The sequence below is a fragment of the Planococcus maritimus genome (genome assembly GCF_001592825.1).
GTDB lineage: Bacteria > Bacillota > Bacilli > Bacillales_A > Planococcaceae > Planococcus > Planococcus maritimus_C.
The window spans coordinates 1,152,185-1,177,542 of sequence record NZ_LTZG01000001.1 but is presented as its reverse complement, the minus strand read 5'-3'; the positions used below and the strand labels follow the sequence as shown (position 1 = coordinate 1,177,542).

Sequence of the window (25,358 nt, the reverse complement as noted above, 5' to 3'; positions counted from 1 at the left end):
TTAGGAGAGAAGCTAAACCCGTTAATTCGGCATAGAGTCTTTTGGCGCATACTTGTGAAGCTCGTTTCTTTTGCGGCGACGAAGCCAGAACAAGCCGGCAGCAAGCGATAACAAACTAATGAACAGAGAAGGCAAAAAGAACGGCGGGCGGTAGCGCAGTTCAATGTCGTTCATACCATCTCCAAGAGGCACTGCTAAAAATGCATAATTGGCTTTCAGCACATCGACCGGTTCGCCGTTGATGGTCGCCTGCCAACCTCTTTCGTAAGGAATCGACAAATTGAGATATGGAGCACCATCTTGATTGTCATAAGTCACGTCCACTTTACTGCCGTCGATGCTCAAGTTGCTCGTACGGTCCGCTAAAGCATTCTGTTCTCTAAGAAGGGTGTAAGGTTCTTTCACAATTTCAATATCCGTTAGTTCGTATGTTCCCTCAGGCAGGCGAATTTCAATTTTTTGTGCTGCCTCAATCCGAATCGTCAGATCATCGACAAAGGTTTTGTAAATCGATTGATTGGACTTGCGGGTTGTCCGGTACTCGTTGATTTCGAGTGGGAAGCCCTGGTCCGCTGCGGTGTTTGCTAAATGGAAGGAGATGTACAAATCGCCTTCTTCCGGAACTTCATCAAGCACTAAATCCATTCCGCCAGTTTCTTCGGAAATATCGAGCACGCCGTCTCGGTAGCTCGCATCTATCTCTTCGATGTCGTAATCAGCCTTTCCTGGGAAGCGATCCGGAAGAGGCTCAGTTTCAGTAGTCTCATCCAAGACAATTCCGCTGAGCATGGCGTGTTCACGCAGCAAAGGCGGTTCATCGGCAAGCTGTGACTCTTGATACACCTGGAAAGCGGGACGTGCAAAAGGTAGCGGGTAGCGATTTTGATAGGCGATGAAATTCTCAGTCGCGGCGAACTTACGGAAGCCGAACGGCACATTCGGGTCGTCTTTTTCCCGTATCGCATAATTGCCTTGCAATAGGCTGTGGAGATTGCTGCGATTGCCGAGTGTTGCGTAGCGGCTGACGCTTTCACGCTGCATATCGATTTCCAAATCGTATAAGTAAAAATACAGCAAGTTTTTGTTCAAGATGCTGGAATACGCGCTGAGTCCTTGGAAATCCTGGACAATCGGCGTATTATTGCGCACGCCTTCCATCCAGTCGATGCGGTACATCTCACTCGTTTCCCGTTCCTGAATTTCGTCGACCAAAGCACGCACTTCGGCATCGTCGTAATCTTCCCCGGTAATCAACTCTTCATCGACGTCCTCGACATCGGCGTTCTCCAGCAATTTTTCACTTTGGTAGACATTGGAAGTGGCCATGACTAAAATAATCAATACGAAAGCAAGCAATGGTTTTTGCCATTGTCGCCGTATGGCCGGCGCTGCCAAAGCGGCTGACAAGCTCAATACCAGCCCCACTAGTGCCAGGCGCGGATACAGCGTAGTGAACTCAAGCGCTTCATCTCTCCAGGCGAACCACCAATAAAAGAGAGCAGTCATGATTGAAGCTGCGACTATTTCTTTCAATTTCAGCTTATGGAAATGATCCAAGCCGCTGGCAATAGCACCTGCAGCCATAAGCGACAAAAAATATTCCCAGCGGTGCTGAGGTGCAGAAAAGCCATTGAATATACTGCCGGCCATCGGACTGTGATACAGCACCATCGCTAGAAGGCCGAGCAATGCGAAAAGCCTAAAGCGATGGAGTTTATAAAGGGATGGAACGAATAAAAATAGCATAAACATCGCCGGTAACAGAATGTAACGACTCATGAACAGGATATTTTCCGTTTCCTCGAACCATAGAATATCTTGCTGGAATGCTGGCCGATGATTGTTCAAAAATGCATAGACAGAAGGGATGAACGATATCATGGACATGCCAGCGCCGATCGATCCGGCCATCAAGAACCATAGAATGGCTTGCTTCCACTTTGTTTCCGTTTTCTCAAGCGGAATGAATAGGCGAAACACAATATAAATGCCCGTCAGGAGAAAGTTGATATAAGCAAAATAGAAATTATCGATCATCGCGATCGCAACGGCGAACATAAACCAACCCGGCTTCTGTTCACGGAAGATTTTCTCTGCTCCAAAAATCAACAGAGGCAGCCAAATGAACGCATCTGCGAAAAACTCCCAGAAAGCCGCATGGCGGAAATACATACCGGATAGTCCGTAGATACTTGCCCCAACGACTGCCGAAATGCGCGAAATGCGCATATAGCGGAACAAGGTGTACGTGACGATCAGTACGATCGTCAACCGGGCGACACTGATGAACACGGAGGCATTGGCCCAGAACAGGACATCCGGATCACCAATCAATTGAAGGGAGTCGAGCAAATAGACGATCACGAGTGTCGAGATATACACGAATGAGGTGGAAAAATAATACGACAGCTCACTGAATATGCCAGCACCAAGACCGAAATCGAAAGAATAGAAAAATTCACCTTGCGTATAGTGGTCATAAAGCAAATGCTTAAACGGCATCATCTGGGCCAGTCCGTCGTTTGGCCCCGCCATATATTGGTTTTGAGTCCATTGAAACAGAAAGACGCCATGGCCGATAATGGCCATGGCTAGAAATGCAACTGTTAGTAGAAGATAGGGACGAAAAGAACGCATAATGCCACCGTCTTTACGATTATTTGGATTGCACTGGCGCTTTGAGGATTTTTCCCGAAACGATAAATGTTACGGGGATGGTGAAGATCACCGCGGCGAATGGCGCAATATTGCTGTTGATATGAAGAAATTCCACAAATATAAAAATCAGGAATGTAGAAACCGACATATTGACGACTTGTGTCAGTGGGAAATACAAGTACTTCTTCAAGGTCGGTTTGACGCGATACGTTACGTAAGTGTTTAAGAAAAAGGAAATATTCAAGCTGATCAAAAAGCCGATGATATGGGACAGCATATAAGCCCAGTCGAGCACATTATGCAAAAACAAATAGATGGAATAATAGCTGAGCGTGTTGACGACCCCAACAAAAACAAAGCGGGTGAACTCCGTATTCAGGCGTTTAAGATTCATCGTATTCATCCACATTGCTCATGTCGACCAAGAAATGCGGCCGTTGTTTGGTCTCGTTATAGATCCTGCCGACGTATTCTCCGATAACGCCGAGGCTGATCAACTGAATGCCGCCAAGCAGCAGGATCGCGGTAATTGTTGTGAAATAGCCGGGCGCAATAACACCACGCGCCATGATCTCATAGAACGTAAAAGCGATATAAAGCAAGGATAGGAACAATACGAGAAATCCGGTGTAAAAGCAGATGCGCAAAGGTTTCATATTGAACGAAATGATTCCATCGATCCCGTAATTGACGAGGCTGGCAAACGACCATTTAGAATCGCCTTCTGCACGCACAACGTTTTCATAGCTGATGGTTTTCTTGCTGAGACCGATCCAAGAGTAGATGCCTTTGGAAAAGCGGTTGCTTTCACTGAGCGCCAAAATCGAATTGATGGCTTTGCGGCTCAACAGCCGAAAATCGCCTTCTCCGTCTTCGAAGCTGACATCCGTTACGGAATTGACCACTTTATAATACAGGGAAGACAAAGCGCTGCGCAGTTTCGAATCTCCTTTGCGTGAACGCTTGGCAACGACTTGGTGAAAGCCTTCCTCGTAGCCTTGAATCATTTCGCAAATCAATGTAGGAGGATGTTGCATATCGCTGTCCATCAAAATAGCAGCGTCTCCCTTAATACGCTTCATCCCTGCGAACATAGCAGATTCTTTGCCGAAATTGCGTGACAGCGAAATGTATTTAACGGTTTCGTGTTCATTGGCGAGTTTGAGGATTTCATCTAAAGTCCCGTCGCTGCTGCCGTCGTTGATAAACATGATTTCATACAGATAAGGAAGCGGCTCAAGTTCTTGCACCAAAGTCTTGTACATCGAAGCGATGTTCGCTTCTTCATTGAAAGCCGGTACAATAATAGAGATCAGCTTCATAATGGTGTTCTCCTTTCAAAGGGCATTCGAAAATCTTCCCTGAAAATCCATTTACCCATTTTTACAGGACATTATTCCTGGGAAATGCCACAAAGGAAAAGGGAAGCTCCATTCATTATACGCAAAAACCTGCTTGCTGACATGTCAGGGCTATTACAATTGAATTACTCTGAAATGCAGAATTCTCTGAAAAGAAAAGTGGGGCCAGGAATTTTTTTTAAGGGGCAATGCTTATAGCGGCAGCGCCATTGGAAACGCTTGCAGAGAAATCTAAATATTTTTTATATATTGACAATAGTTTTTTTCGTATATATGATGGACTCAATTCAATTATATCGATTAACTATTGCGACGGAGATAGGCCGTGTGCAGAGGAATCTGAAGAGAGCTGATGGGTGGTGAGAATCAGCGGTTCCGGCATTTGGCAGCACTCCCGAATAGATGTGCTGAAACTTCAGTAGGCCCATCCGTTTCATGCCCGTTATGCATGATATTAATGAGGCTGCCTGCATTCCGGGCAGTGAATTAGGGTGGTACCGCGATTAGAGACTCTTCGCCCCTTGCATCTTGGATGTGGGGCGTAGAGTCTTTTTTGTATCCGAATTTCCAGAATAATCTTTTCCAATCGAAAGGGGACATTATCATGCTGACAGACCAACAAATTTTGCGAATTCCAGGACCGACACCGATTCCACCTAGCGTAGGGCGTGCCATGGCACAACCGATGATCGGCCACCGGGGGGAAAGCACGTACTCTTTGATCAGAGATATCCGCCCGAAATTGAAAAAAGTGTTCGGCACAAAAGAAGAAGTGATGATTTTGACAGGAAGCGGAACTTCCGCGCTCGAAAGTGCAGTGGTCAATACGGTCGCGCCCGGCGATGAAGTGTTAGTTCTCGTCACTGGCGCATTCGGAGACCGTTTCGCTAAAATCTGCCAGGCTTACGGAATCGCGACACATGTTTTCAATGTGGAATGGGGCCAAGCAGTGGATCCGGAAGCCGTCAAAAACTTCCTCGGTGAACATCCGGAAATCCGCGTCATCTTCTCTACGTTCTGTGAAACTTCAACGGGCGTCTTGAACCCTGTTCAAGCATTGGCCGAAACTGTGAAACAAGTATCGGATGCTTTGATTGTCGTCGACGGTGTGTCATGCGTAGCGGGGACGGAAACGGAAATGGATAAATGGGGCGTCGATATTGTCGTTACGGGTTCTCAAAAAGCATTCATGCTACCGGCAGGGCTCGCCTTCATCGCCGCGAGCAAGCGGGCATGGGAGAAAATTGAAGCCAATCCGCAACCCCGTTTTTATTTGGATTTGAAAAAGCACCGCGACAGCATCGAAAAAGACACGACGCCTTTCACACCGGCCATTTCTATTCTATACGGCCTGCAGCAAGTATTGAACTTGCTGGAAGAAGAAGGGCTGGAAAACGTTTACGGCCGGCACCGCTTGATGCGCGACATGACACGCGCCGCCTTTAAGGCATTGGGCGTTCGTTTGCTTACGAGCGACGAGGATGCATCGCCGACCGTTACTGCCGTTTATCCGGAACATTTTGACGCAGAACAATTCCGCAAAGTGCTAAAAGAAGACTTTGCCATTGAGTTCGCGGGAGGACAGCAACACCTCGCGAAAAGCATCTTCCGTATTGGGCATATGGGCTACTGCTCTCCGGCAGAAGTGCTGCAGGCACTCGCAGCATCGGAAATCGTTTTGAAAAAGATTGGGCAAGACATCACGCTTGGCGCAGGCATCGCAGCCGCGCAGCAAGTTTTCTTGGAAGGGAAGGATAAGTAATGACATTTCATGTGTTGATCAGTGACCCGCTATCAGAAGAAGGCGTATATCCGCTGCGCCACGCCGACGGCATCAACATCGTCATGGAGACGAATTTATCGGAAACCGAACTTGCCGAACGCATCGATGGATTCGATGCATTGCTGGTCCGCAGCCAGACGCAAGTGACGCGTGAACTCATCGAAAAAGCATCCAATTTAAAAATCATCGGGCGTGCAGGCGTCGGGGTCGATAACATCGATTTGGCAGCGGCAACCGAACACGGGATTATCGTTGTCAATGCACCGGACGGCAATACCAATTCCGCAGCCGAGCATACAATGGCGATGCTCATGGGCATGGCGCGCAAGATTCCACAAGCCTATAACTCCTTGAAGCAAGGCAAATGGGACCGCAAATCCTATGTTGGCGTCGAATTGAAAAACAAGACGCTCGGCGTCGTCGGCTTCGGCCGTATCGGCCAGGAAGTCGCAGCCCGCGCGAAAGGCCAGCGCATGAACATCGTTGCCTACGACCCATTCTTGACTGCTGAAAAAGCGGAAAAGCTTGGCGTCGATTTCGGCTCAGTAGAAGATGTATTGAAAGTCGCTGATTTTGTCACCGTCCATACGCCACTGCTCAAAGAAACCAAGCATTTGATTAATGCGGAAGCCTTTAAAGTGATGAAAGACGGCGTACAGATCATCAACTGCGCACGCGGCGGCATCATCGATGAAAGCGCCTTGTACGATGCAGTGAAGTCCGGGAAAGTGGCCGGTGCGGCATTGGATGTATTCGAACAAGAGCCGATGGTCGATTTCCGCTTGCTGGAATTGCCGGAAATCATCGCGACGCCTCACCTCGGGGCAAGTACTTTCGAAGCCCAGGAAAGCGTCGCGGTCGATGTCAGCCAAGACGTCGTCAGCTTCGTTAAATATGGCACTGTCCGCAATTCGGTGAACTTGCCATCCGTGCCGAAAGAAATCATGAAACGCATCGAGCCGTATTTCGATTTGGCAGAACGCATTGGCACGTTCCTTACTGACTTGACCGGGGAAACGGCAGATGAAGTGAACGTCTATTATTCAGGCGAACTTGCCAACCTCGAAGTCGGCCCCTTGACGCGCAATATGCTCAAAGGGATGCTCAAGCGCCATCTCGGCAAACACGTCAATGACGTCAATGCGATGTATATCGCCAACCAAAAGGGCATTCACGTTAATGAACATAAATCGACGGAATCCCGCGGCTTCACGAATCTCATCACTGTCGAAGTGAAAACGCATAGCGGCACGCGCAAAGCATCCGGCACGCTTTTGAACGGACAAGGCGCACGCATCGTCAAAGTGGACGATTACATCGTCGACTTCCTGCCGAATGGCCATCTATTGTTCATCCGCCATAATGACCGTCCGGGAGTTATCGGCCGCGTCGGCACCTTGCTCGGGGCAGAAGACATCAATATCGCGACGATGCAGGTTGGGCGTTCGAACGTCGGCGGCGACGCAATCATGATGCTGTCGATCGATAAGCATGCCGATCCGGAAGATTTGGAAGAACTGAAGAAACTGGAAGAAATCGAAAGCGTCACGGCGATCGATCTATAAAAAAAGTGCCCGTCCCCAATGTCTCTAAAGACCAATTGGGGCGGGCATTTTTTTACACAGATGCAGTTTCCAGCTTATCGAGCAAGGGCAATAGCTCTTTTAGGTTTTTGATTTCGTAAGTAGCGGTTACAGTCTCATGAGGCGCTTTTTGTTCTCGGTTCAGCCAGGCGGACGGGATGCCGGCGCGTTCAGCACCGAGTATATCCGTCAGCGGATTATCGCCGACCATCAATACCTCTTCCGGGGCATAGCCGAACTTCGACAAGGCATGCTCGAAGATGGAAGCGTCCGGCTTGCCGCGCCCGAATGCACCGGAGACAACGATATGGTCAAAATAAGGCGCGATTTCCGGCGTGATGTCGAGTTTGATTTGCTGCAGGCTGGGCGATCCATTGGTCAACAGCAATAAATCGAAGCGGCCTTTCAATTGATCGAGCACTTCCAAGCTGTCTTCGTAGAGAATGGGGTGGCGTTTTCTTGCTTCTGGGAAATACTCGGCCAATTTCTTCCCTAAGCCAGGGTCATCGATGCCGAGGCGTTTCAGCCCAAGGGTCCAGGCCTCTTGCTGATAACCGGGGGCCACTTGCTTGAGTTGCTGGAAGCCATCTCCTGAATCGTCGAAGCGCCCCCATAGGCCTTCGAACGGGTTGATGCCGATCATTTGCGTAAAGGCATGTGTCGGATAGCTTGCATATAATTCGCGGGCTTCTTCCCGCACAGCCTGTTCCAAACCGCTGCAATCGGCGCCCGCCTGTTCGGCTGCCCATTCGCATGTTTCACGGAAGGCTTCTTTTACGCTTTGCTGGTCCCATAATAAAGTATCGTCCAAATCAAAGAAAATCGCTTTCACCATATCGAACCACTCCCTTGTTTTTTATTATGTATCAATTAGATGAATTTTATAAAAGAGTGGAAGGCGGCGACTCCGGCGGGAATAGCATGAGCTGAAGACCCTGGACTGAGCAAAGCGAGGGAAGCGGCTGAAGCCATGCCCGCGGAAAGCGTCCGCCTGAAGCGACTGTATAACTCTCTTTTAATTTTCAAAATACTTAATTCACTTTTTATAGTGTACTAAAGCGCGGCTGAAAATCAAAGAGTTGTCACAAATCTGGCGACTGACGGCCAGTTCCGGTGGTACGATGTACGGAAAGGAGTGAAACTATGGAAAAGCTTGCAGAATGCCCTCTATTGCTAGAAGAGGCTGCTCATTTCATTGAAACTTGCTATTTAGAACTGGGAAAAAGTGAACAGGAAATCCGCCGCCGTGTAGCAGAGATCGAACAGGAAATCGAGTCTACCGGCAGCTATATGCATACAATAGAAGAATTACAGCACGGCGCGCGCATGGCGTGGCGCAATAATAATCGCTGCATCGGGCGTTTGTTTTGGCAGACGCTGGAAATTTTTGATGAGCGCGAAGCGGAAACGGAAGAACAAGTATTTTCGGCCATCGTCCGCCATTTGCGCTTTGCATTCAACGGGGGGCAAATCCGCCCAGCCATTACGATTTTCAAACAATCCGATAAAAGCCGCATGCGCATCTGGAATCATCAATTATTGCGCTATGCAGGATATGAACGGGACGGCCGGATCATCGGCGATTCCTCGTCTCTTGCATTTACCGCACAATGTGAGACGCTCGGATGGCAAGGGGCGGGCGGTGATTTCGACCTGCTGCCAGTGGTGATCGGCGAAGCCGGAAAAGAGCCTAAATGGTTCGAGCTGCCGGCAGACGCCAAGCCTGAAGTTGAAATTGGGCACCCAGACTGGCCAGCGATGGCGGACCTTGGAGTGAAGTGGTATGCGGTGCCGCTCATATCTGATATGAAGCTTGAAATCGGCGGGGTCGAATACTGCATGGCCCCCTTCAATGGCTGGTATATGGGAACGGAAATCGGCGCACGCAATTTAGCGGATGAAGACCGCTATGGCCTGTTGCCGAAAATGGCGGAAATCATGGGGCTCGACACGAGTTCACAGCGAAACTTATGGAAAGATAAAGCGCTCGTTGAATTGAATGTGGCCGTGCTGGAATCTTTTGCAAATGCAGGAGTGACCATTGTCGACCACCATACCGCCGCCAAGCAATTCAAGAATTTCGAAAAAATCGAAGAGCGGGAAGGGCGTAAAGTCACCGGGAACTGGGCATGGCTCATCCCGCCAGTGTCTCCGGCAACAACGCATATTTTCCATAAGCCGTATAAAAATGACATTGTCAAACCGAATTATTTTTATCAGCGGGCCCCTTACGAAAAATGAAAATGAATCGCTTTGACTGTCCCGCTGGAGCTATTTACAGCAAGACTAGCCAAGGCGATTTTTAATGCGGCCAAGGAAATTAAGCGATCGGAAGCCTGTTTTTTTAGGCTGAAGGTCGATAGAGCGGAAGGTATTGTATTATAATAGAGTGAAATGATGGTCTTCATCGTAAGAAATTTGAGAAAGAAGGAATAACAATGGGACGCAAATGGAATAATATTAAAGAGAAAAAAGCTTCCAAAGATGCCAACACAAGCCGGATCTATGCAAAATTCGGCCGTGAAATATATGTAGCTGCCAAGCAGGGCGAACCAGATCCGGAGTCGAATCAAGCCTTGAAAGTCGTGCTCGAACGCGCCAAGACCTATAACGTGCCTAGAGCCATCATCGACCGTGCCGTGGAAAAAGCCAAAGGCGGATCGGAAGAGAACTACGACGAATTGCGTTACGAAGGATTCGGACCGAACGGCTCAATGGTCATCGTCGATACTTTGACCAATAACGTTAACCGCACCGCCTCTGACGTGCGCGCAGCGTTCGGCAAAAATGGCGGCAATATGGGCGTCAGCGGATCGGTAGCGTATATGTTCGACCATACGGCGGTAATCGGCGTAGAAGGCAAATCGGCTGATGAAGCGCTGGAACTATTGATGGAAGCGGATATCGACGTGCGCGACATTCTTGAAGAAGAAGACACGGTCATCGTCTATGCAGAACCGGATCAATTCCACCTGGTGCAAGAAGCATTCAAAGCAGATGGCGTAACGGACTTCACAGTCGCTGAATTGACGATGTTGCCGCAAAACGATTTGCCATTGTCAGAAGAAGACCAAGCGCAATTCGAAAAGATGATTGATGCCATCGAAGATCTGGAAGACGTTCAGCAAGTTTACCATAACGTCGATTTAGCTTAAGTACATCCATAACAATCTTTCACTTCTGTCCGATCCTGGGCAGAAGTTTTTTTGTGATAATTAATAAAAAGAATATTTGAAATAATATAAAAGTAAACTTGTAATTTAAAAAAGGAAAAGATATACTTTTTTTGAATATAGTTTACTAGAGGTTCAAGTGTTTTATTTTTTTGAAATAATATGTAAGTGCTTTCATTTTTTGAACAGAGTTTTTATTACTAGTCAACGAAATAATGGAATAGTTCCTAGTCAAGATACCAATGTAGTTATCACAGAACAATCCACTTCAAATTGACTGAACAATTTCTCTATTGGAAAGCTGGGCAGGCTATCTGTCCAGAAAGATATCGAAAAATACGTTAAAAGAAATAGGAGGCCGATCAAATGCTTAAGGAATTATCGCCAAAAGCGGAACAATTACGCCAGGAACTGCTGAAATTCATGGATGACTATGTTTACCCGGCTGAACAGACTGTAAAGGAATACAAGGAAACTGCAAGCGACCGCTGGACGATTCCACCGATTATTGAAGAGCTAAAGCAAAAAGCGAAAGTGCAAGGCTTATGGAACTTATTTTTAGATCATCCGGAATATGGGGCTGGCTTATCGAATTACGAGTATTCCCACCTGTGTGAAATCATGGGACGCTCTTTGATTGCTCCGGAAATTTTCAATTGCAACGCACCGGATACTGGCAATATGGAAGTGTTCGTGAAATACGGAACAGACGAACAGAAAAAGCAATGGCTTGAGCCTTTATTGAATGGCGACATTCGCTCGTGTTTTTCCATGACAGAACCTGATGTCGCTTCATCTGATGCCACCAATATTCAAAGCAGCATCGTCCGTGACGGCGATGAATACGTGATCAACGCCAGAAAATGGTGGACGACAGGAGCCATGGACCCGCGCTGCAGCATCGCCATCGTCATGGGGAAAACCGACCCTGATGCCGAAAAGCACAAACAGCAATCGATGATCCTTGTGCCATTCGATACGCCAGGTGTTAAAATTGTCCGCCCGCTCACCGTGTTCGGGTATGATGATGCGCCGCAAGGGCATGCAGAAGTCCATTACGAAAATGTCCGCGTCCCAGCGAGCAATATGCTGCTCGGAGAAGGTAGAGGGTTCGAGATCGCTCAAGGCCGTCTCGGGCCAGGGCGCATCCACCATTGCATGCGGGCTATCGGGGCCGCTGAACGTGCACTCGAACTGCTTTGCAGACGGGCAGAAAGCCGTGTCGCTTTCGGGTCGACCTTAGCAGAAAAAGATGTCATCAAGGAAATCATCGCGGAAAGCCGCATCGAAATCGAGCAAGCGCGCCTATTGACCTTGAACGCTGCACACAAAATCGACGAACATGGCGCAAAAGCCGCACGCAAAGAAATCGCCATGATCAAGATTGCTGCGCCGCGTGTATCGATTAACGTCATCGACCGGGCGATGCAAGTGTTTGGCGGTGCAGGGCTGACAGAAGATTTCCCGCTTGCCGAACATTACGCAAACGCACGCACGCTTCGCCTTGTCGACGGTCCGGACCAAGTCCATTTACGTGATGTCGGGCGTATGGAATTACGTGAACAGTTGAAAGCAAATGAATTACGACAGTAAATTCCCTAGCGCATAAATATCGATAGTTTTTCAAATGTTAAGCGGCACATTGATCGATAAGATACATGCTGGCCAGTAAGCTCCGTAACAAACCGCGCAAAGGATTGTCAAATACGAATGACTTGGAGAGATTTACTATGAGCGACGCAATACCGAATGCCAAAAACATACAGAAAGTGGATTGGCAAAAAGTCGAGAATTTCTTAAGAACTGCAATGCCGAATTTGCCAGAAGGCGAAATGACCGTCCGCCAGTTTTCAGAAGGCTATTCGAACCTCACGTATTTGCTCCAGATCGGAGACTGGGAAGGGGTATTGAGGCGCCCGCCTTTTGGGGAAATTCCTCCGAAAGCGCATGATATGGAGCGCGAATTTAAGATGCTCGAAAAAGTGCATCCGGTTTTTCCGTTGGCACCCGAACCCTATGTGTATTGTGAAGATCCTGAAGTGATGGATAAGCATTTTTACGTGATGGAGAAAAAGCAGGGACTCGTCATCGATCAAGAACTCCCTGAAGTATTTGGAAGCTCGGAACAAGTAGGGCCAGTCATCTCCAAGAATGTTGTTTCAACATTGGTTCAGTTACAGGCGATCGATTACAAAAAAGCCGGACTTGCTGAGATGGGCAAACCCGAGGGATTCATGGAGCGTCAAGTAAAAGGGTGGATCAAGCGCCACCATCACTCCAAAACTGATGATATCGCTGGGCTTGAAGAGCTGGAGCGATGGCTTACGGCGAATATTCCGGTTAACGGGGAAACGACGATCGTCCATAATGATTTTAAGTTAAACAATATGGTAATTGATAAAGAAAGTCCCGGCCTTGCGACGGGTGTTCTTGATTGGGAATTGTCGACAATCGGTGATCCGCTCAGCGATGTCGGATCGACTTTAGCCTATTGGGGACAAGCGGAAGATGCGGATATCGGCATCCACGTCATCTCGAGTCAACCTGGCTTTTATAGCCGCAAGGAGTTCGTGGAAGAGTATGCAAAGCAAAGCGGGCGCAATGTATCAAATATCAACTATTACCTAGCGTTCGGGTTTTATAAACTGGCCGGGATTTTGCAACAAATCTATTACCGCTGGAAAAATGGCGAAATCGAAGATGAACGTTTCCGCCATTTAAACAAAGCGGTCGCGAACCTAATAGATATGGCCAACCGGACGCGCAGGGGCGAAGTACTATAGCGGGCGTCTTGCTAATGGAAGTATAAAAAGAGGAGGGAAAAGCAATGGAACAGGAATTTCACTACGCGCCATTTCGCGTAGAAGCCGGCAAGGTACGGGAATTCGCAAGGGCCATTGGCTTGAAGAATCCGGTTTATTTTGACAGACAAGCAGCATTGGATGCGGGATACCGGGATATCCCCGCTCCACCTACATATACGACAGTCATCGATTTCTGGAATGAACGAGATTTTTACCAATTGTTCAGTCAGTGGGGATTAGACCCGAATGATATCCTGCACGGCGAGCAAAGCTTTGAATACGGAGAAGATATTATCAGCGGGGATGTCATTACAGCGAAAGCCGTAATGATTGGCCGATTCGATAAGAAAGACAAGCGTTTTTACCAGCTTGAAACCACTTACCGCAATCAAGACGCGGAAGTGGTCCGTATCGGGCGGGCAACCTTAATCGAAAGGCGGGAACAGCATGGGGCAGAAATTGCCGGACATTCATAAGGACGCACTCGCGCCAATCGATATGGTGCGCTATTCAGGTGCGTCCGGCGATTTTAATGAAATCCATACAGTCCCGAAAGTGGCGCGTAAAAAAGGCCTCAAGGAGCCGATTGTCCATGGCATGTTGTTAATGGGCTGGGCAGCAGAGGCGATAGAAGAGTGGCTGCCAAACAGGAAATTGGCGAAATTCACCGTGCGTTTTGTCGGCATGGCTCATGCAGGTGAAGCGTTCGTCATCGAAGGCATGCTGACGACCGACAACGCTGGAGAATTACAGATCAAAGATGCTTCAGGAACAGGCAAACTCATGGGAAGCTTCGAACTAGTATAACTAGCTGTTGCGTCACTGAAATATTTTTATGAATGTACTTGCTGAACGATGAGGTAAAGATGGAGATGGATCTTCTAATAATCGTGCGAAAAAATAAGAACCCTTTCATCAGGGCTCGAAAAGGAGAAATGATGATGAAACAAGTATATCTAGTAGATGGTGCCAGAACAGCATTTGGTGCATTTGGTGGGGCTTTTGCCAATACGGATGCGACAGAGCTTGGCACAGCGACAGCGATAGAGGCGTTGAAACGCGCGAACGTTAAAGCGGAAAATGTGGATCATGTCATTTACGGAAACGTTATCCAGTCGAATACCAACGCGGCGTATCTCGCACGCCACATCGGCTTGAATGCTGGCGTCCCTCAGGAAGTGCCGGCTTTGACCTTGAATCGGCTGTGCGGATCGGGTGCCCAGGCAGTTGTTTCTGCGGCACAGCACATTCTGCTCGGTGAAGCGGATATTGTCCTGGCTGGCGGTGCGGAGAATATGTCGATGTCGCCTTATGCGAATTTCACGCAGCGTTTCAGCAAAGCGAAGATGGGGCCGATGCAATTTGAAGATATGCTACTTGCGACGCTGACTGACCAATATACCGGCAGCGGCATGGGCATGACGGCCGAAAAACTGGCGGAGCAATACGATATTTCCCGTGAAGCCCAAGATGAATTCGCGGTCGAATCGAACCAGCGGGCAGCTAAAGCGGCAACGGGCGGACAGTTTGATGAAGAAATCGTCGGAGTCGAAGTGAAAACACGCAAAGGCACAGTTGTAGTCGACAAAGATGAACACATTAAACCGGATGCCAATACGGAAGGTCTGTCAAAACTGCGTCCGTCATTCAAGAAAGACGGCTCTGTAACAGCGGGCAATGCTTCAGGGATCAATGACGGGGCGGTGTCTCTTGTCGTGGCAGGGGAAGATGCCGTGAACAAGCATGGCTTGTCGCCTGTTGCCCGCATCGTGTCCTGGCATGTTGCAGGGGTCGACCCAACCATCATGGGCATCGGCCCGGTTCCTGCCATTCGCCGGGCACTCGAAAAAGCGCAGCTGACGATTGAAGACATGGATTTAGTCGAAGTGAATGAAGCGTTCGCCGCGCAGTATTTGGCGGTGGAAAAAGAGCTTGGGCTGGACCGTTCGAAAGTGAACGTCAATGGCGGAGCGATTGCACTGGGTCATCCGGTCGGTGCGAGCGGAGCACGCGTCTTGCTGTCGGCAGCTTATGAATTGAAGCGCCGCGGCGGAAAATATGCAGTGGCGAGTCTATGCATCGGTGGAGGACAAGGAATTGCGGTGGTGATTGAACATGCCTAGACTGCCGGTTATCGTGGCGCCAATGTTTCTTGTGTCGACACCTCAAATGGTGATTGAATCGAGTCGGGCGGGCGCCATTGGTTCATTCCCATTATTGAATGCGCGTCCCGCCGAAGAATGCGCGAAATGGCTAGTAGAAGTGAAAAATGCACTTGGCGATATTCCGTGGGCGGTCAATTTCATCAGCCACCGCGGTTCGAACAAGCGCTACGATGAAGATGTTGAATTGATCCGCGAGCATCAGCCGCCGATCGTCATCACGTCGCTCGGCTCTCCTGCAGAAGTGCTCGAAATCGTCCATGGATACGGCGGCCTCGTCTATTCCGATGTAGCAAATGCGAAGCATGCGAAGAAAGCAGCACAAAGTGGCGTCGATGGATTGATTCTGGTGTGCGCAGGCGCTGGCGGGCACGGGGGCACGCTCAATCCGTTCGCTTTCATTGCGGCGGTCAAAAAGTTCTTTGACGGCACCATCATCCTGTCGGGTTCTTTGTCGACTGGACAAGACGTGGCAGCGGCTTTATTGATGGGGGCAGATTATGCTTATATGGGTACACGCTTTTTGGCGGTTGAAGAAAGCAGCGCACCGGAAGAGTATAAGCAGATGGTCATCGATTCCTCGATCGAAGACATTCTTTACACCGATTCGTTCAGCGGTGTTCCGGTGAACGTCCTAGTGCCGAGTCTCGAGAAACAAGGCATCGACCCTAAAACCCTCAAGCCCAAAAAAGAAGTCGACTTGTCCCACCTCGTCAACGCCAAGGCGTGGCGTGATATTTGGTCGGCGGGACATGGGGTCACGACGGTGACGAAGCGCGAGACGGTGAAGCAAGTAGTCGAGCAACTCGAACAAGAGTATGCAGAAGGAGTGGGCGCGCTTGTACGAAACCATTAAAACCGATTTAACGGACGGAATCCTTACATTGACTTTAAATCGCCCAAATAAAATGAATGCTTACACAGAACAAATGAATGCAGAGCTGTTGGACTTCTATCGCAACGTCGATGCGGACGATGATGTACGTGTCATCGTTGTTACTGGAGAAGGGCGGGCATTTTGTGCCGGCATGGATTTGTCCAAAGGCGGTTCGACCTTCGCTTCTGAACAAAGCGCAGAGGACTACCGGGACCTTGGCGGACAAGTCAGCAATCAAATCTATGAAGTGAAAAAACCGATCATTGCTGCAATTAATGGCCCTGCGGTGGGCATCGGCCTGACGATGACTTTGCCGATGGATATTCGCATCGTCAAAAAAGATGCAAAAATCGGTTTTGTCTTTGGACGCCGTGGCATCGGTCCCGAAGCTTCATCCGGCTGGTTTTTGCCGCGTATCGTCGGGATCGGCAAAGCGCTTGAATGGACGTTGACGAGCCGCTATATTCCAACGGCCGAAGCGGTGGATGCCGGGCTTATGCAATACGAGTCGGAGGATCCGCTTGAAAAAGCCTACGAAATTGCTCGCGAAATCGTGGAAAACACCGCCGCCACATCGAATGGCTTCACAAGACAATTGCTATGGAAGATGCTTGGGGCGGACCATCCTTATGAATCACATATCACAGAATCGAAGTTCCTTCATTGGGCGGGGCATAACGCGGATGCGGACGAGGGCATACAAGCTTTTGTCGACAAGCGCAAAGCCGAGTTTCCGATGAAAGCGAGCGAACTGCCTGATTTCTTCAAAGAAAAAAGATGAAATGACCTTGAGCCCGAAGCACGCAATTGCTGCGTTCTTCGGGCTTTTTTTATTAACGAAAGAAATGCCAAGCAGATAGGTTTACAGTTAATACCCTAAGGGGTATATTAAGGTTAAGAAAACGACAACAAGCAAAAGGAGATTGATTCCATGTTATTACGATATTTCTATGACGAAAAATTAGCTCACGCATCTTATGTGGTAGGGTGCCAGAAAACAGGAGAAGCCGTAGTCATTGACCCGATGCGCGATGTTTCAGCCTACGAAGAACTGGCGAAAAAAGAGAATTTGACTATTGTCGGCGCACTTGAGACGCATATCCATGCTGACTTTGTATCCGGTTCACGTGAACTGAATGATCGTTTCGGCACGAAGCTTTATATTTCGGATGAAGGCGATGCCGATTGGAAATATCAGAACCTGGATGAAATCAGCCATCAATTAGTGAAAGACGGCGACCAGTTTATGATTGGCAATCTGGTTTTCGACGTGATGCATACGCCAGGCCATACCCCTGAAAGCATTTCCTTCCTGCTGACGGATAAAGGCGGCGCTGCGGACAAACCAATGGGCATCTTTACAGGCGACTTCGTCTTTGTCGGCGATGTCGGCCGACCGGATTTGCTCGAAAAAGCAGCGGGTGTCCAAGGAACCTCCGAAGCAGGTGCAAGCCAGATGTACAAATCACTCGAACGCTTCAAGGCGCTTCCGGATTATCTGCAAGTTTGGCCAGCGCATGGTGCTGGTTCTGCTTGCGGTAAATCACTTGGCGCAGTTCCATCGACAACGGTCGGTTATGAAAAAGCTTTTAACTGGGCGATGCAGTTTGACGACGAAGCTGCCTTCAAGAAGGCTTTGCTCGAAGGCCAGCCGGAACCGCCGTCCTATTTCGCTGTGATGAAATCGGTCAATAAAGTTGGACCGCAGTTGATCAAAAGCTTGCCGGAACCAAAAGAAATCTCATCAGCAACAGCTATCAAAGCGCTTCTTGCAGATGGCAAGCAAGTGCTAGATCTGCGTCAGGCAAATGATTATAGCAATGGCCATCTTCAAGGAACCATCAACATTCCATTTAATAATTCTTTCGCGAATTGGGCTGGATGGATCGTTGATTACAACAAGCCACTCTATTTGCTGCTTGATACGAAAGTGCTCGATGAAGCCTTGCTTGCCTTGCATTCTGTAGGCATTGATGAAGTTTATGGCTTTGCAGAAGCAGAGGATATTGTAGCAGAAGCAGGCGACTTAGCTTCATATGACAATGTTTCGCCAAGCAAAGCGAAAGATATGGTCGAAGCAGGCCAAGCGTATGTGCTCGATGTCCGCAACCAGGCCGAGTTTGATGAAGGGCATATCGAAAACGCTGAGCACATCATGGTGGGAACGTTAAACGACCGCCTGAATGACATCGATACAAGTAAAACCATCATCGTCCAATGCCAGGCCGGTGCCCGTTCCGCTATCGCAGCGAGCGTCTTAAAAGCGAACGGCATCGATAATTTAGTGAATATGACTGGCGGCTACAACAAATGGCAACAAGATATCGCAGCCGTGAAACAATAATAGGAAGACAAGCGCTGAAGTCTTGGCTTTGGCAACATTCCTTTGAAAAACTCAATCCAGAAGGGAAAGATCGAAACAATGAGTATAGGTATTCCGATTGCGCTATTGGCGCTTGCCGGCTCCCACAGTTTCTATAAACGCTATGTCACGGCCAGAGGCGTCGAACGCGGCTGTGCAGAAGAGTTCAAAGGAAATAGCGACATTCTCTTGCTGGATGTGAGAGCCTATAATATTTCTTATAAAGATCCCATCGAAGGCGCATTCGAGCTTCCGATTGCTTATTTCATCCGCAGCTACGAAGAAATACCGGACCGCCCGATCCATATTGTCGCATCTGATGAAATGGAAAAGAATATCGCTGTCCGCCTGTTGCGGAAAAAAGGAAAGAACATCATCAGCTACAGCTTAACCGAGGAAGATTGCGGCGAGCGTACGCTGGCATATTGATTCTGAACACCCCGACACCATTGTCGGGGTGTTTCAGTTTGTCGAGAAAGGTAAGAAATCGTATTTTCCAAAGCTTATCGCTCGCTTTCCTCGGGGCGGGAATCGAGCCTCCTCGTCACTTCGTTCCTGCGGGGTCTCTCAAACCCGCTGATCCCGCAGGAGTCGAGCGAACGCTTCTCCAAATACTTAGAAAGATCATTGATTATTGAATGTAGAAAAATGACTTCATTCTAATTCGTAATGGATTAATAGGCTTCTTCAACACCTTGACACCATTGTCAGGGTGTTTTTTTACGGGCACTCACGCAGGATGAAATGAAAAAGCGCGTTGACAAGAAGAAAGGGAAGTTTTATAGTATGTGTAACCGGTTACACATAACCCGAGAACGGAGAAGTGCGATGACAACGATCAGAGATGTAGCAAGAAAAGCAGGCGTTTCCGTTGCGACGGTTTCACGTTTTTTAAATGGCAGCGGCTATGTTAGTGCAGATGCTGCCAAAGCGGTCACAGAAGCGGTTGAGGAACTGGAATATGAATTGAATCCGGTGGCGCGCTCCCTGAACACGAAACGCTCTAATTTGATCGGGCTCATTTTGCCGGATATCACCAACCCGTTTTTTCCGGAACTTGCGAGGGCTGTAGAAGATGTGGCGTTGAGTTATGGCTATACAGTAATTTTGTGCAACTCCGATGAAGACCCGAAAAAAGAGAAAAATTATATTGAAACTTTGAAGAAAAAATACATTGCGGGCTTTATTGTAACGTCCAATCAGCTAGACGCCCCGCATTATGCCAATACGAAGCTTCCGATTGTAGCATTGGACCGGGAAATCAATGAAAAAATCCCAGTCGTCTCATCGAACAACAAAGAAGGCGCAATGCTCGGAACGAATGCGCTACTCGAGCGTGGGTGTCAAAACATCTTGTTCTTGAGAGGACCAGAAGCGCTCAATCCGGCAAATGACCGCTATGCCGGATTTATGGAAGCGATCGGCAAAACAGATGTCGATTACCGCATCGTCACGTGCCCGTTCCAATACGCCGATTCACAAAAAATCGTCGAACAGGAATTGCTTAATGATCCGGAGATCGACGGGATTTTCGCATCGAGCGACGTATCGGCAGCGGGGGCTTTGAAGGCGGCAGTCCTGCTTGGCAGGAACGTGCCGGATGATCTGCAGATTGTCGGCTTTGATGGCATCGCAATGGGCGAAATGCTGTCGCCAGGGCTATCGACGGTCGCACAGGACGTCTACAAAATGGGCGCTATCGCAACACGCGTTTTGATCAAGCGCATTGAGAACAAACCGGTAGAGGAAAGCTTCTATGAAATACCGGTCAAGCTCGTCTTACGGGGTACAACAAGGAGTGTGGAATGATGATTACAGTAATAGGAAGCATCAATATGGATCTTGTGGTCGGCACGGACCGATTCCCAAAGCAAGGCGAAACGGTGTTAGGTAATTTATATACGACGGTCCCTGGCGGAAAAGGGGCCAATCAGGCAGTTGCGGCAGCAAGACTTGGCGATCAAATCCACATGGTCGGGGCAGTCGGCAACGATGCATTCGGAATGCAGCTTCTTGATGGCTTGGAAAAAGAACAAATCGATACACAAGGCGTCAAAAAGACCAATGGAGCGAGCGGCATCGCCAATATCCTGCTATCGGAAGGCGATAATCGGATCATCGTCGTACCAGGCGCTAATCATGAGTTGTCGAATGCCGACATTGATGCCCAAAAAGCTGTGATGAAAAAGAGTTCGATGGTCATTTTACAATTGGAACTGCCGATTCCGGTAGTGGAATACACACTGCAAGTCGCTAAGGAGCTTGGCGTTCCGGCTATTTTGAATCCAGCACCAGCCGCTGGGTTTACCGAGGCAATGAAAGAGGCAGACTTTTTGACGCCAAACGAAACCGAAGCGGAAGAATTATTCGGTGCCAATTGGGAACTGGAACTGGAACGCTATCCGAACCGCATGGTTGTGACACTTGGCAAAAACGGGGCCCGCTATTTTGACGGCGATAAACATGTCACGGTCGAAGGGTTTCCGACAACGGCAGTCGATACGACAGGTGCTGGAGATACATTTAACGGCGCATTGGCGGTGGCATTGTCAGAGGGCAACGATTTCAAAGAAGCGGTCCGTTTTGCCAATGCAGCAGCTTCGATATCAGTTGAGAAGTTTGGTGCTCAAGGCGGTATGCCGAACCGCGCTGAAGTCGTTTCCCGAATGGAGGCAGCAAAATGAAAAAACAAGGAATGATCAATCGCGATATCGCTGGGCACTTGGCAAAATTCGGTCATACGGACTTGCTTGTCATTGCAGATTGCGGGCTGCCGATGCCGGAGCATGTACCATGCGTCGATTTAGCGTACCGCATTGGAGAACCGTCTTTTGAAACTGTGCTAAAGGCGGTGCTTGAAGACTTTGAAGCAGAAACGGCCTATATTGCCCAAGAAATAAGCGACCATAATAAAAACTTGGCAGCTGACATGCAAGAGCAACTGGATTGCCGATACATAAGTCACGAAGAACTAAAGGCGATGAGCCATAGCGCCAAACTGATCATCCGCACAGGGGAAGCAAGCCCTTATGCGAATGTCATTCTCCAGTCGGGCGTCATCTTTTAATGGGGCAGGTGAACGAAATGACCGAGATGATCAATATGACCGATATTTGTAAATCGTTCAGCGGCAATGCCGTCTTGAAAAACGTCCATTTCTCACTGCAAAAGGGTGAAATTCATGCCTTGATGGGTGAGAACGGCGCCGGTAAATCAACCTTGATGAAAATCATGTCCGGCATCTATACACGTGACTCAGGAACAGTAGAAGTGAAAGGCGAGCAAGTCCAATTTACTTCACCGAAGCAAGCGGAAGCAAAAGGCATCGCCGTTATCCACCAGGAATTGAATATCTTGCCGCATTTGTCGATAGCGGACAACTTGTTTCTCGGGCGTGAAGAAACCGTTGGGCGCACAGGGATTTTGAAGACAAAAGAGATGGAGCGCAAAACGAAAAAAATCTTAGGGGATTTAGGGCTCGATATTGATCCGTCACTTCCAGCGAGCACATTATCTGTCGGCCAGCAACAATTGGTTGAAATCGGCAAAGCTTTGTCGATGGAAGCGGAAATGATTATCATGGACGAACCAACCGCGGCGTTGACAGACCGTGAAATTGAAACTTTGTTCGTGACGATTCGCGGGCTGCAAAAGCGCAGCGTCTCTTTCGTCTACATCTCCCACCGCATGGAAGAAATTTTTTCACTTTGTGACCGCATCACCATCTTACGGGACGGCGAATTTGTCGGCGAGCGCAAGATCAGCGAAACGAGCTTCGAAGAAATTGTCCAGTTGATGGTTGGCCGTGAACTCGGCGATCGTTTCCCGGAACGCAGCTCGGGGCTTGGAGAGGTGAAATTATCGGTTAAAGGCTTGTCTCGCAAAGGGTGCTTTGAAGATGTCTCCTTTGATATTCACAAAGGAGAAATCGTCTCAATTGCCGGCTTGATGGGGGCAGGGCGAACAGAAGTAGCGCAGTCTCTATTCGGATATAAGAAAGCGGATTCAGGAACAGTGGAACTTGATGGCAAGCTCGTGAAGATCGACAATCCGCAAAAAGCGAAAGAACTTGGCATCGGCTATGTGACAGAAGACCGCAAAACCGAAGGCCTGATCGTCGATTTCACCGTAGAAGAAAATATCAGCATGGCGAACTTCAACTCCATTTCCAAAAAGGGTTTGCTGTCAAAAGACAAAGAACGCAGCCTTTACGAACACATGGTGAAACGTCTTGGCATCCGGACTTCCGGACCGGACCAGGCGGCCAAATCGCTTAGCGGAGGCAATCAGCAAAAAGTCGTTATTGCTAAATGGCTCGGCATTGAACCGGATGTGCTCATACTTGATGAGCCAACGCGCGGAGTGGATGTCGGCGCCAAAAAAGAAATTTATTCGATCATCAATGAATTGGCAGCTCGTGGCGTCGCCATCTTGATGATTTCATCTGAACTGCCAGAAGTGATCGGGATGGCTGACCGTGTGCTGGTCATGCACGAAGGCAAACTGACAGCAGATGTACCGAAACAGGAAATGACACAAGAAACGATTATGCATTACGCAACAGGAGGTGGGAAACTTGAAGCTAAAATCCGCTAATACAAGCTTGTTCCAAAAAATCGCGCCGTTTATCGGGTTGATTTTGATCATCGTCATCATTACCGCAATAAATCCGAGTTTTCTGTCCATGAGCAATATCTTGAACGTTCTCCGGCAAGTATCGATCAATGCCTTGATCGCATTCGGCATGACCTTCGTTATTTTGACCGGCGGCATCGACTTGTCGGTCGGGTCGATTTTGGCACTGACAGGTGCTGTAACGGCCGGTATGATGGCTTCAGGAGTTGACCCGATCCTAGCGATGTTATTGGGATTATTCCTTGGGGCCGTACTCGGCGCGATCAACGGCGTCATTATCGCGAAAGGCAAAGTGGCACCATTTATCGCAACGCTCGCGACGATGACCATTTACCGAGGGCTAACCCTCGTCTACACGGAAGGCCGCCCAATTTCTGGGCTTGGCGATAGCATGGCTTTCCAGATGCTTGGAAAAGGCTATTTCCTCGGCATTCCGATTCCAGTCGTCACGATGCTCATCAGTTTCGGAATTCTTTATTTCATTTTGAAGAAAACAACGTTTGGCCGACGTGTCTATGCAGTCGGCGGCAACGAAGAAGCTTCCGTATTGTCCGGTATCAATGCCGACCGTATCAAAATTTATGTATATTCCTTAGTCGGGGCATTGGCTGCACTGGCTTCGCTGATCTTGACCTCACGCTTGAATTCGGCGCAGCCGACAGCGGGCCAGATGTTTGAACTGGATGCCATTGCAGCCGTCGTACTCGGCGGGACAAGTTTAACTGGCGGCCGTGGCTGGATTGTCGGCACATTGATCGGAGCTTTGATCATCGGTGTCTTGAACAATGGTTTGAATTTGATTGGGGTTTCCTCCTTCTTCCAGCAAGTGGTGAAGGGTGCCGTTATATTGCTTGCAGTACTGCTAGACCGTAAAAAAACAGCATAGGGAGTGGTAGAAATGAAGAAAATGCTATTGATGTTCGTCCTTTTGGCAATGATGGTTTTGGCCGCATGTTCGATGGAAGCACCAGGTTCGGATTCAGAAGAAACAACAGGCGGTGAAGATGCGGGTGGTGATTACACCATCGGCTTCTCAATCTCGACATTAAATAACCCGTTCTTCGTCACTTTGAGCGAAGGTGCAGAAGCCAAAGCTTCTGAAATGGGCGCAAGTTTATCGGTAGTTGACGCACAAGACGATGCATCAAAACAGGCAAGTGATGTAGAAGATTTGATCCAACAAGGCGTAGACATGATTCTGATCAACCCAGTTGACTCGGAAGCGGTAGCTTCTGCAGTAGAATCGGCAAACAATGCCAATATCCCGGTTATTACTGTTGACCGCAGCGCAGAAGGCGGAGAAGTGGTCTCCCATATCGCTTCGGACAATACAGCGGGTGGCGAAATGGCCGGTGAATACTTGCTATCATTAGTTGGCGACAATGCACAAGTAGCGGAACTTGAAGGAGTGCCGGGCTCTTCTGCAGCGCGTGAACGCGGAGAAGGATTCAACAAAGTTGCAACAGAGAGCTTGGATGTTGTAGCGAAGCAAACGGCGAACTTCAACCGTGCAGAAGGCTTGTCGGTTATGGAAAACATCTTGCAAGCAAACCCTGATGTAACAGGAGTGTTCGCGCACAACGATGAAATGGCACTTGGCGCGCTTGAAGCTATTGAAGCTGCAGGTAAAGAGGTGGCGGTTGTTGGATTTGACGCCACAAACGATGCAGTTGCTGCAGTTGAAGAAGGCCGCCTGGACGGAACGATTGCCCAAAAACCCGAATTGATCGGTGAAATGGCAGTCGAAACAGCGGTCCAGCACTTGGACGGCGAAGAAGTCGAAGCATCGATTCCGGTAGAATTGGAATTGATCCAGCCTTAATAAAGTAGAAACCGCACTGGCAAATTGCCAGTGCGGTTTTTTCGTTTGACTAGGCGGAAAGAACCTGAGAAAAAGAATTTAAAGAAAAATGAAAATTTAATTTGGATTTTTTTACTATTAATATAAAATAGTAGTAAG

At 48.6% G+C, this 25,358-nt stretch carries 24 protein-coding genes and 1 other annotated feature; of the genes, 19 read left to right on the top strand and 5 right to left on the bottom strand.

Going from position 1 to position 25,358, the window contains the following annotated elements; genetic code table 11:
* Positions 1-21: 21 nt before the first annotated feature.
* From AY633_RS05750 to AY633_RS05740, 3 genes are all read right to left on the bottom strand, one after another.
* Complete coding sequence (locus AY633_RS05750; RefSeq protein ID WP_260804525.1) at positions 22-2,589, bottom strand: YfhO family protein; 2,568 nt, start codon at positions 2,587-2,589, stop codon at positions 22-24.
* A gap of 67 nt (positions 2,590-2,656) precedes the next feature.
* Positions 2,657-3,052: a GtrA family protein gene (locus AY633_RS05745; RefSeq protein WP_068487880.1), complete on the bottom strand. Its 396-nt coding sequence runs from the start codon at positions 3,050-3,052 to the stop codon at positions 2,657-2,659.
* Positions 3,042-3,980, bottom strand: a complete 939-nt coding sequence (locus AY633_RS05740; protein ID WP_068487299.1) for a glycosyltransferase family 2 protein — start codon at positions 3,978-3,980, stop codon at positions 3,042-3,044. Before AY633_RS05740 ends, AY633_RS05745 begins: the two co-directional genes overlap by 11 nt.
* 339 nt (positions 3,981-4,319) lie before the next feature.
* Positions 4,320-4,544: a binding site (T-box leader), on the top strand.
* Positions 4,545-4,623: 79 nt separating this feature from the next.
* Between AY633_RS05740 and AY633_RS05735 the strand changes: the two genes are divergently transcribed.
* Together AY633_RS05735 and serA are read left to right on the top strand one after the other, a co-directional pair.
* The gene (locus AY633_RS05735) at positions 4,624-5,781 is read left to right on the top strand and encodes a pyridoxal-phosphate-dependent aminotransferase family protein (protein WP_068487297.1); all 1,158 of its coding nucleotides are present in this window, start codon (positions 4,624-4,626) and stop codon (positions 5,779-5,781) included.
* The gene (gene serA, locus AY633_RS05730; protein ID WP_068487295.1) at positions 5,781-7,367 is read left to right on the top strand and encodes a phosphoglycerate dehydrogenase; all 1,587 of its coding nucleotides are present in this window, start codon (positions 5,781-5,783) and stop codon (positions 7,365-7,367) included. Before AY633_RS05735 ends, serA begins: the two co-directional genes overlap by 1 nt.
* Positions 7,368-7,419: 52 nt before the next feature.
* Here the strand turns inward: serA and AY633_RS05725 are convergent, their stop codons facing one another.
* Positions 7,420-8,220 (bottom strand): HAD family hydrolase, encoded by an 801-nt coding sequence (locus AY633_RS05725; protein WP_068487292.1) that lies wholly within the window; start codon positions 8,218-8,220, stop codon positions 7,420-7,422.
* Positions 8,221-8,528: 308 nt separating this feature from the next.
* Between AY633_RS05725 and AY633_RS05720 the strand changes: the two genes are divergently transcribed.
* On the top strand, positions 8,529-9,626 hold the full coding sequence (locus tag AY633_RS05720; protein WP_068487290.1) for a nitric oxide synthase oxygenase: 1,098 nt from the start codon (positions 8,529-8,531) through the stop codon (positions 9,624-9,626).
* Here AY633_RS05720 and AY633_RS16590 read toward each other — a convergent pair.
* Entirely contained in the window at positions 9,614-9,793 is a 180-nt protein-coding gene (locus tag AY633_RS16590) for a hypothetical protein (protein ID WP_141705885.1), read from the bottom strand. The genes AY633_RS05720 and AY633_RS16590 overlap by 13 nt on opposite strands.
* Positions 9,794-9,823: 30 nt before the next feature.
* Here AY633_RS16590 and AY633_RS05715 point away from each other — a divergent pair, with 30 nt between their 5' ends.
* The 16 genes from AY633_RS05715 (at position 9,824) to rbsB (ending at position 25,220) form a co-directional block, all read left to right on the top strand.
* Entirely contained in the window at positions 9,824-10,540 is a 717-nt protein-coding gene (locus AY633_RS05715; protein ID WP_068487288.1) for a YebC/PmpR family DNA-binding transcriptional regulator, read from the top strand.
* Positions 10,541-10,924: 384 nt separating this feature from the next.
* A complete protein-coding gene (locus AY633_RS05710; RefSeq protein ID WP_068487286.1) occupies positions 10,925-12,151 on the top strand; it encodes an acyl-CoA dehydrogenase family protein in 1,227 nt (408 codons plus the stop codon).
* Positions 12,152-12,288: 137 nt separating this feature from the next.
* Entirely contained in the window at positions 12,289-13,341 is a 1,053-nt protein-coding gene (locus AY633_RS05705; RefSeq protein WP_068487284.1) for a phosphotransferase family protein, read from the top strand.
* A 44-nt stretch (positions 13,342-13,385) separates the two neighbouring features.
* Positions 13,386-13,838, top strand: a complete 453-nt coding sequence (locus AY633_RS05700) for an FAS1-like dehydratase domain-containing protein (protein ID WP_068487282.1) — start codon at positions 13,386-13,388, stop codon at positions 13,836-13,838.
* On the top strand, positions 13,810-14,169 hold the full coding sequence (locus tag AY633_RS05695) for a MaoC/PaaZ C-terminal domain-containing protein (protein ID WP_068487280.1): 360 nt from the start codon (positions 13,810-13,812) through the stop codon (positions 14,167-14,169). The genes AY633_RS05700 and AY633_RS05695 overlap by 29 nt, the downstream gene beginning before the upstream one ends.
* A 134-nt stretch (positions 14,170-14,303) precedes the next feature.
* Positions 14,304-15,485 carry an acetyl-CoA C-acetyltransferase gene (locus AY633_RS05690; RefSeq protein ID WP_068487278.1) on the top strand — a complete coding sequence of 394 codons (1,182 nt, stop codon included), beginning with the start codon at positions 14,304-14,306 and terminating at the stop codon, positions 15,483-15,485.
* The gene (locus AY633_RS05685) at positions 15,478-16,380 is read left to right on the top strand and encodes an NAD(P)H-dependent flavin oxidoreductase (protein WP_068487276.1); all 903 of its coding nucleotides are present in this window, start codon (positions 15,478-15,480) and stop codon (positions 16,378-16,380) included. The genes AY633_RS05690 and AY633_RS05685 overlap by 8 nt, the downstream gene beginning before the upstream one ends.
* Positions 16,364-17,182: an enoyl-CoA hydratase-related protein gene (locus AY633_RS05680; RefSeq protein ID WP_145915652.1), complete on the top strand. Its 819-nt coding sequence runs from the start codon at positions 16,364-16,366 to the stop codon at positions 17,180-17,182. Before AY633_RS05685 ends, AY633_RS05680 begins: the two co-directional genes overlap by 17 nt.
* Positions 17,183-17,332: 150 nt before the next feature.
* The gene (locus AY633_RS05675; protein ID WP_068487272.1) at positions 17,333-18,745 is read left to right on the top strand and encodes an MBL fold metallo-hydrolase; all 1,413 of its coding nucleotides are present in this window, start codon (positions 17,333-17,335) and stop codon (positions 18,743-18,745) included.
* 78 nt (positions 18,746-18,823) lie between these two features.
* Complete coding sequence (locus AY633_RS05670) at positions 18,824-19,192, top strand: hypothetical protein (RefSeq protein WP_068487270.1); 369 nt, start codon at positions 18,824-18,826, stop codon at positions 19,190-19,192.
* Between the two features lie 357 nt (positions 19,193-19,549).
* Positions 19,550-20,572, top strand: coding sequence for a LacI family DNA-binding transcriptional regulator (locus AY633_RS05665; RefSeq protein ID WP_260804524.1), 1,023 nt, complete (start codon positions 19,550-19,552; stop codon positions 20,570-20,572).
* Positions 20,572-21,447, top strand: coding sequence for a ribokinase (gene rbsK / locus AY633_RS05660; protein WP_068487266.1), 876 nt, complete (start codon positions 20,572-20,574; stop codon positions 21,445-21,447). The genes AY633_RS05665 and rbsK overlap by 1 nt, the downstream gene beginning before the upstream one ends.
* Positions 21,444-21,830, top strand: a complete 387-nt coding sequence (rbsD, locus tag AY633_RS05655) for a D-ribose pyranase (protein WP_068487265.1) — start codon at positions 21,444-21,446, stop codon at positions 21,828-21,830. The genes rbsK and rbsD overlap by 4 nt, the downstream gene beginning before the upstream one ends.
* A 26-nt stretch (positions 21,831-21,856) precedes the next feature.
* Positions 21,857-23,359, top strand: coding sequence for a sugar ABC transporter ATP-binding protein (locus tag AY633_RS05650; RefSeq protein ID WP_068487879.1), 1,503 nt, complete (start codon positions 21,857-21,859; stop codon positions 23,357-23,359).
* A complete protein-coding gene (locus AY633_RS05645; protein ID WP_068487262.1) occupies positions 23,340-24,284 on the top strand; it encodes an ABC transporter permease subunit in 945 nt (314 codons plus the stop codon). The genes AY633_RS05650 and AY633_RS05645 overlap by 20 nt, the downstream gene beginning before the upstream one ends.
* A gap of 12 nt (positions 24,285-24,296) precedes the next feature.
* Entirely contained in the window at positions 24,297-25,220 is a 924-nt protein-coding gene (gene rbsB / locus AY633_RS05640) for a ribose ABC transporter substrate-binding protein RbsB (RefSeq protein ID WP_068487260.1), read from the top strand.
* Positions 25,221-25,358 lie beyond the last annotated feature (138 nt).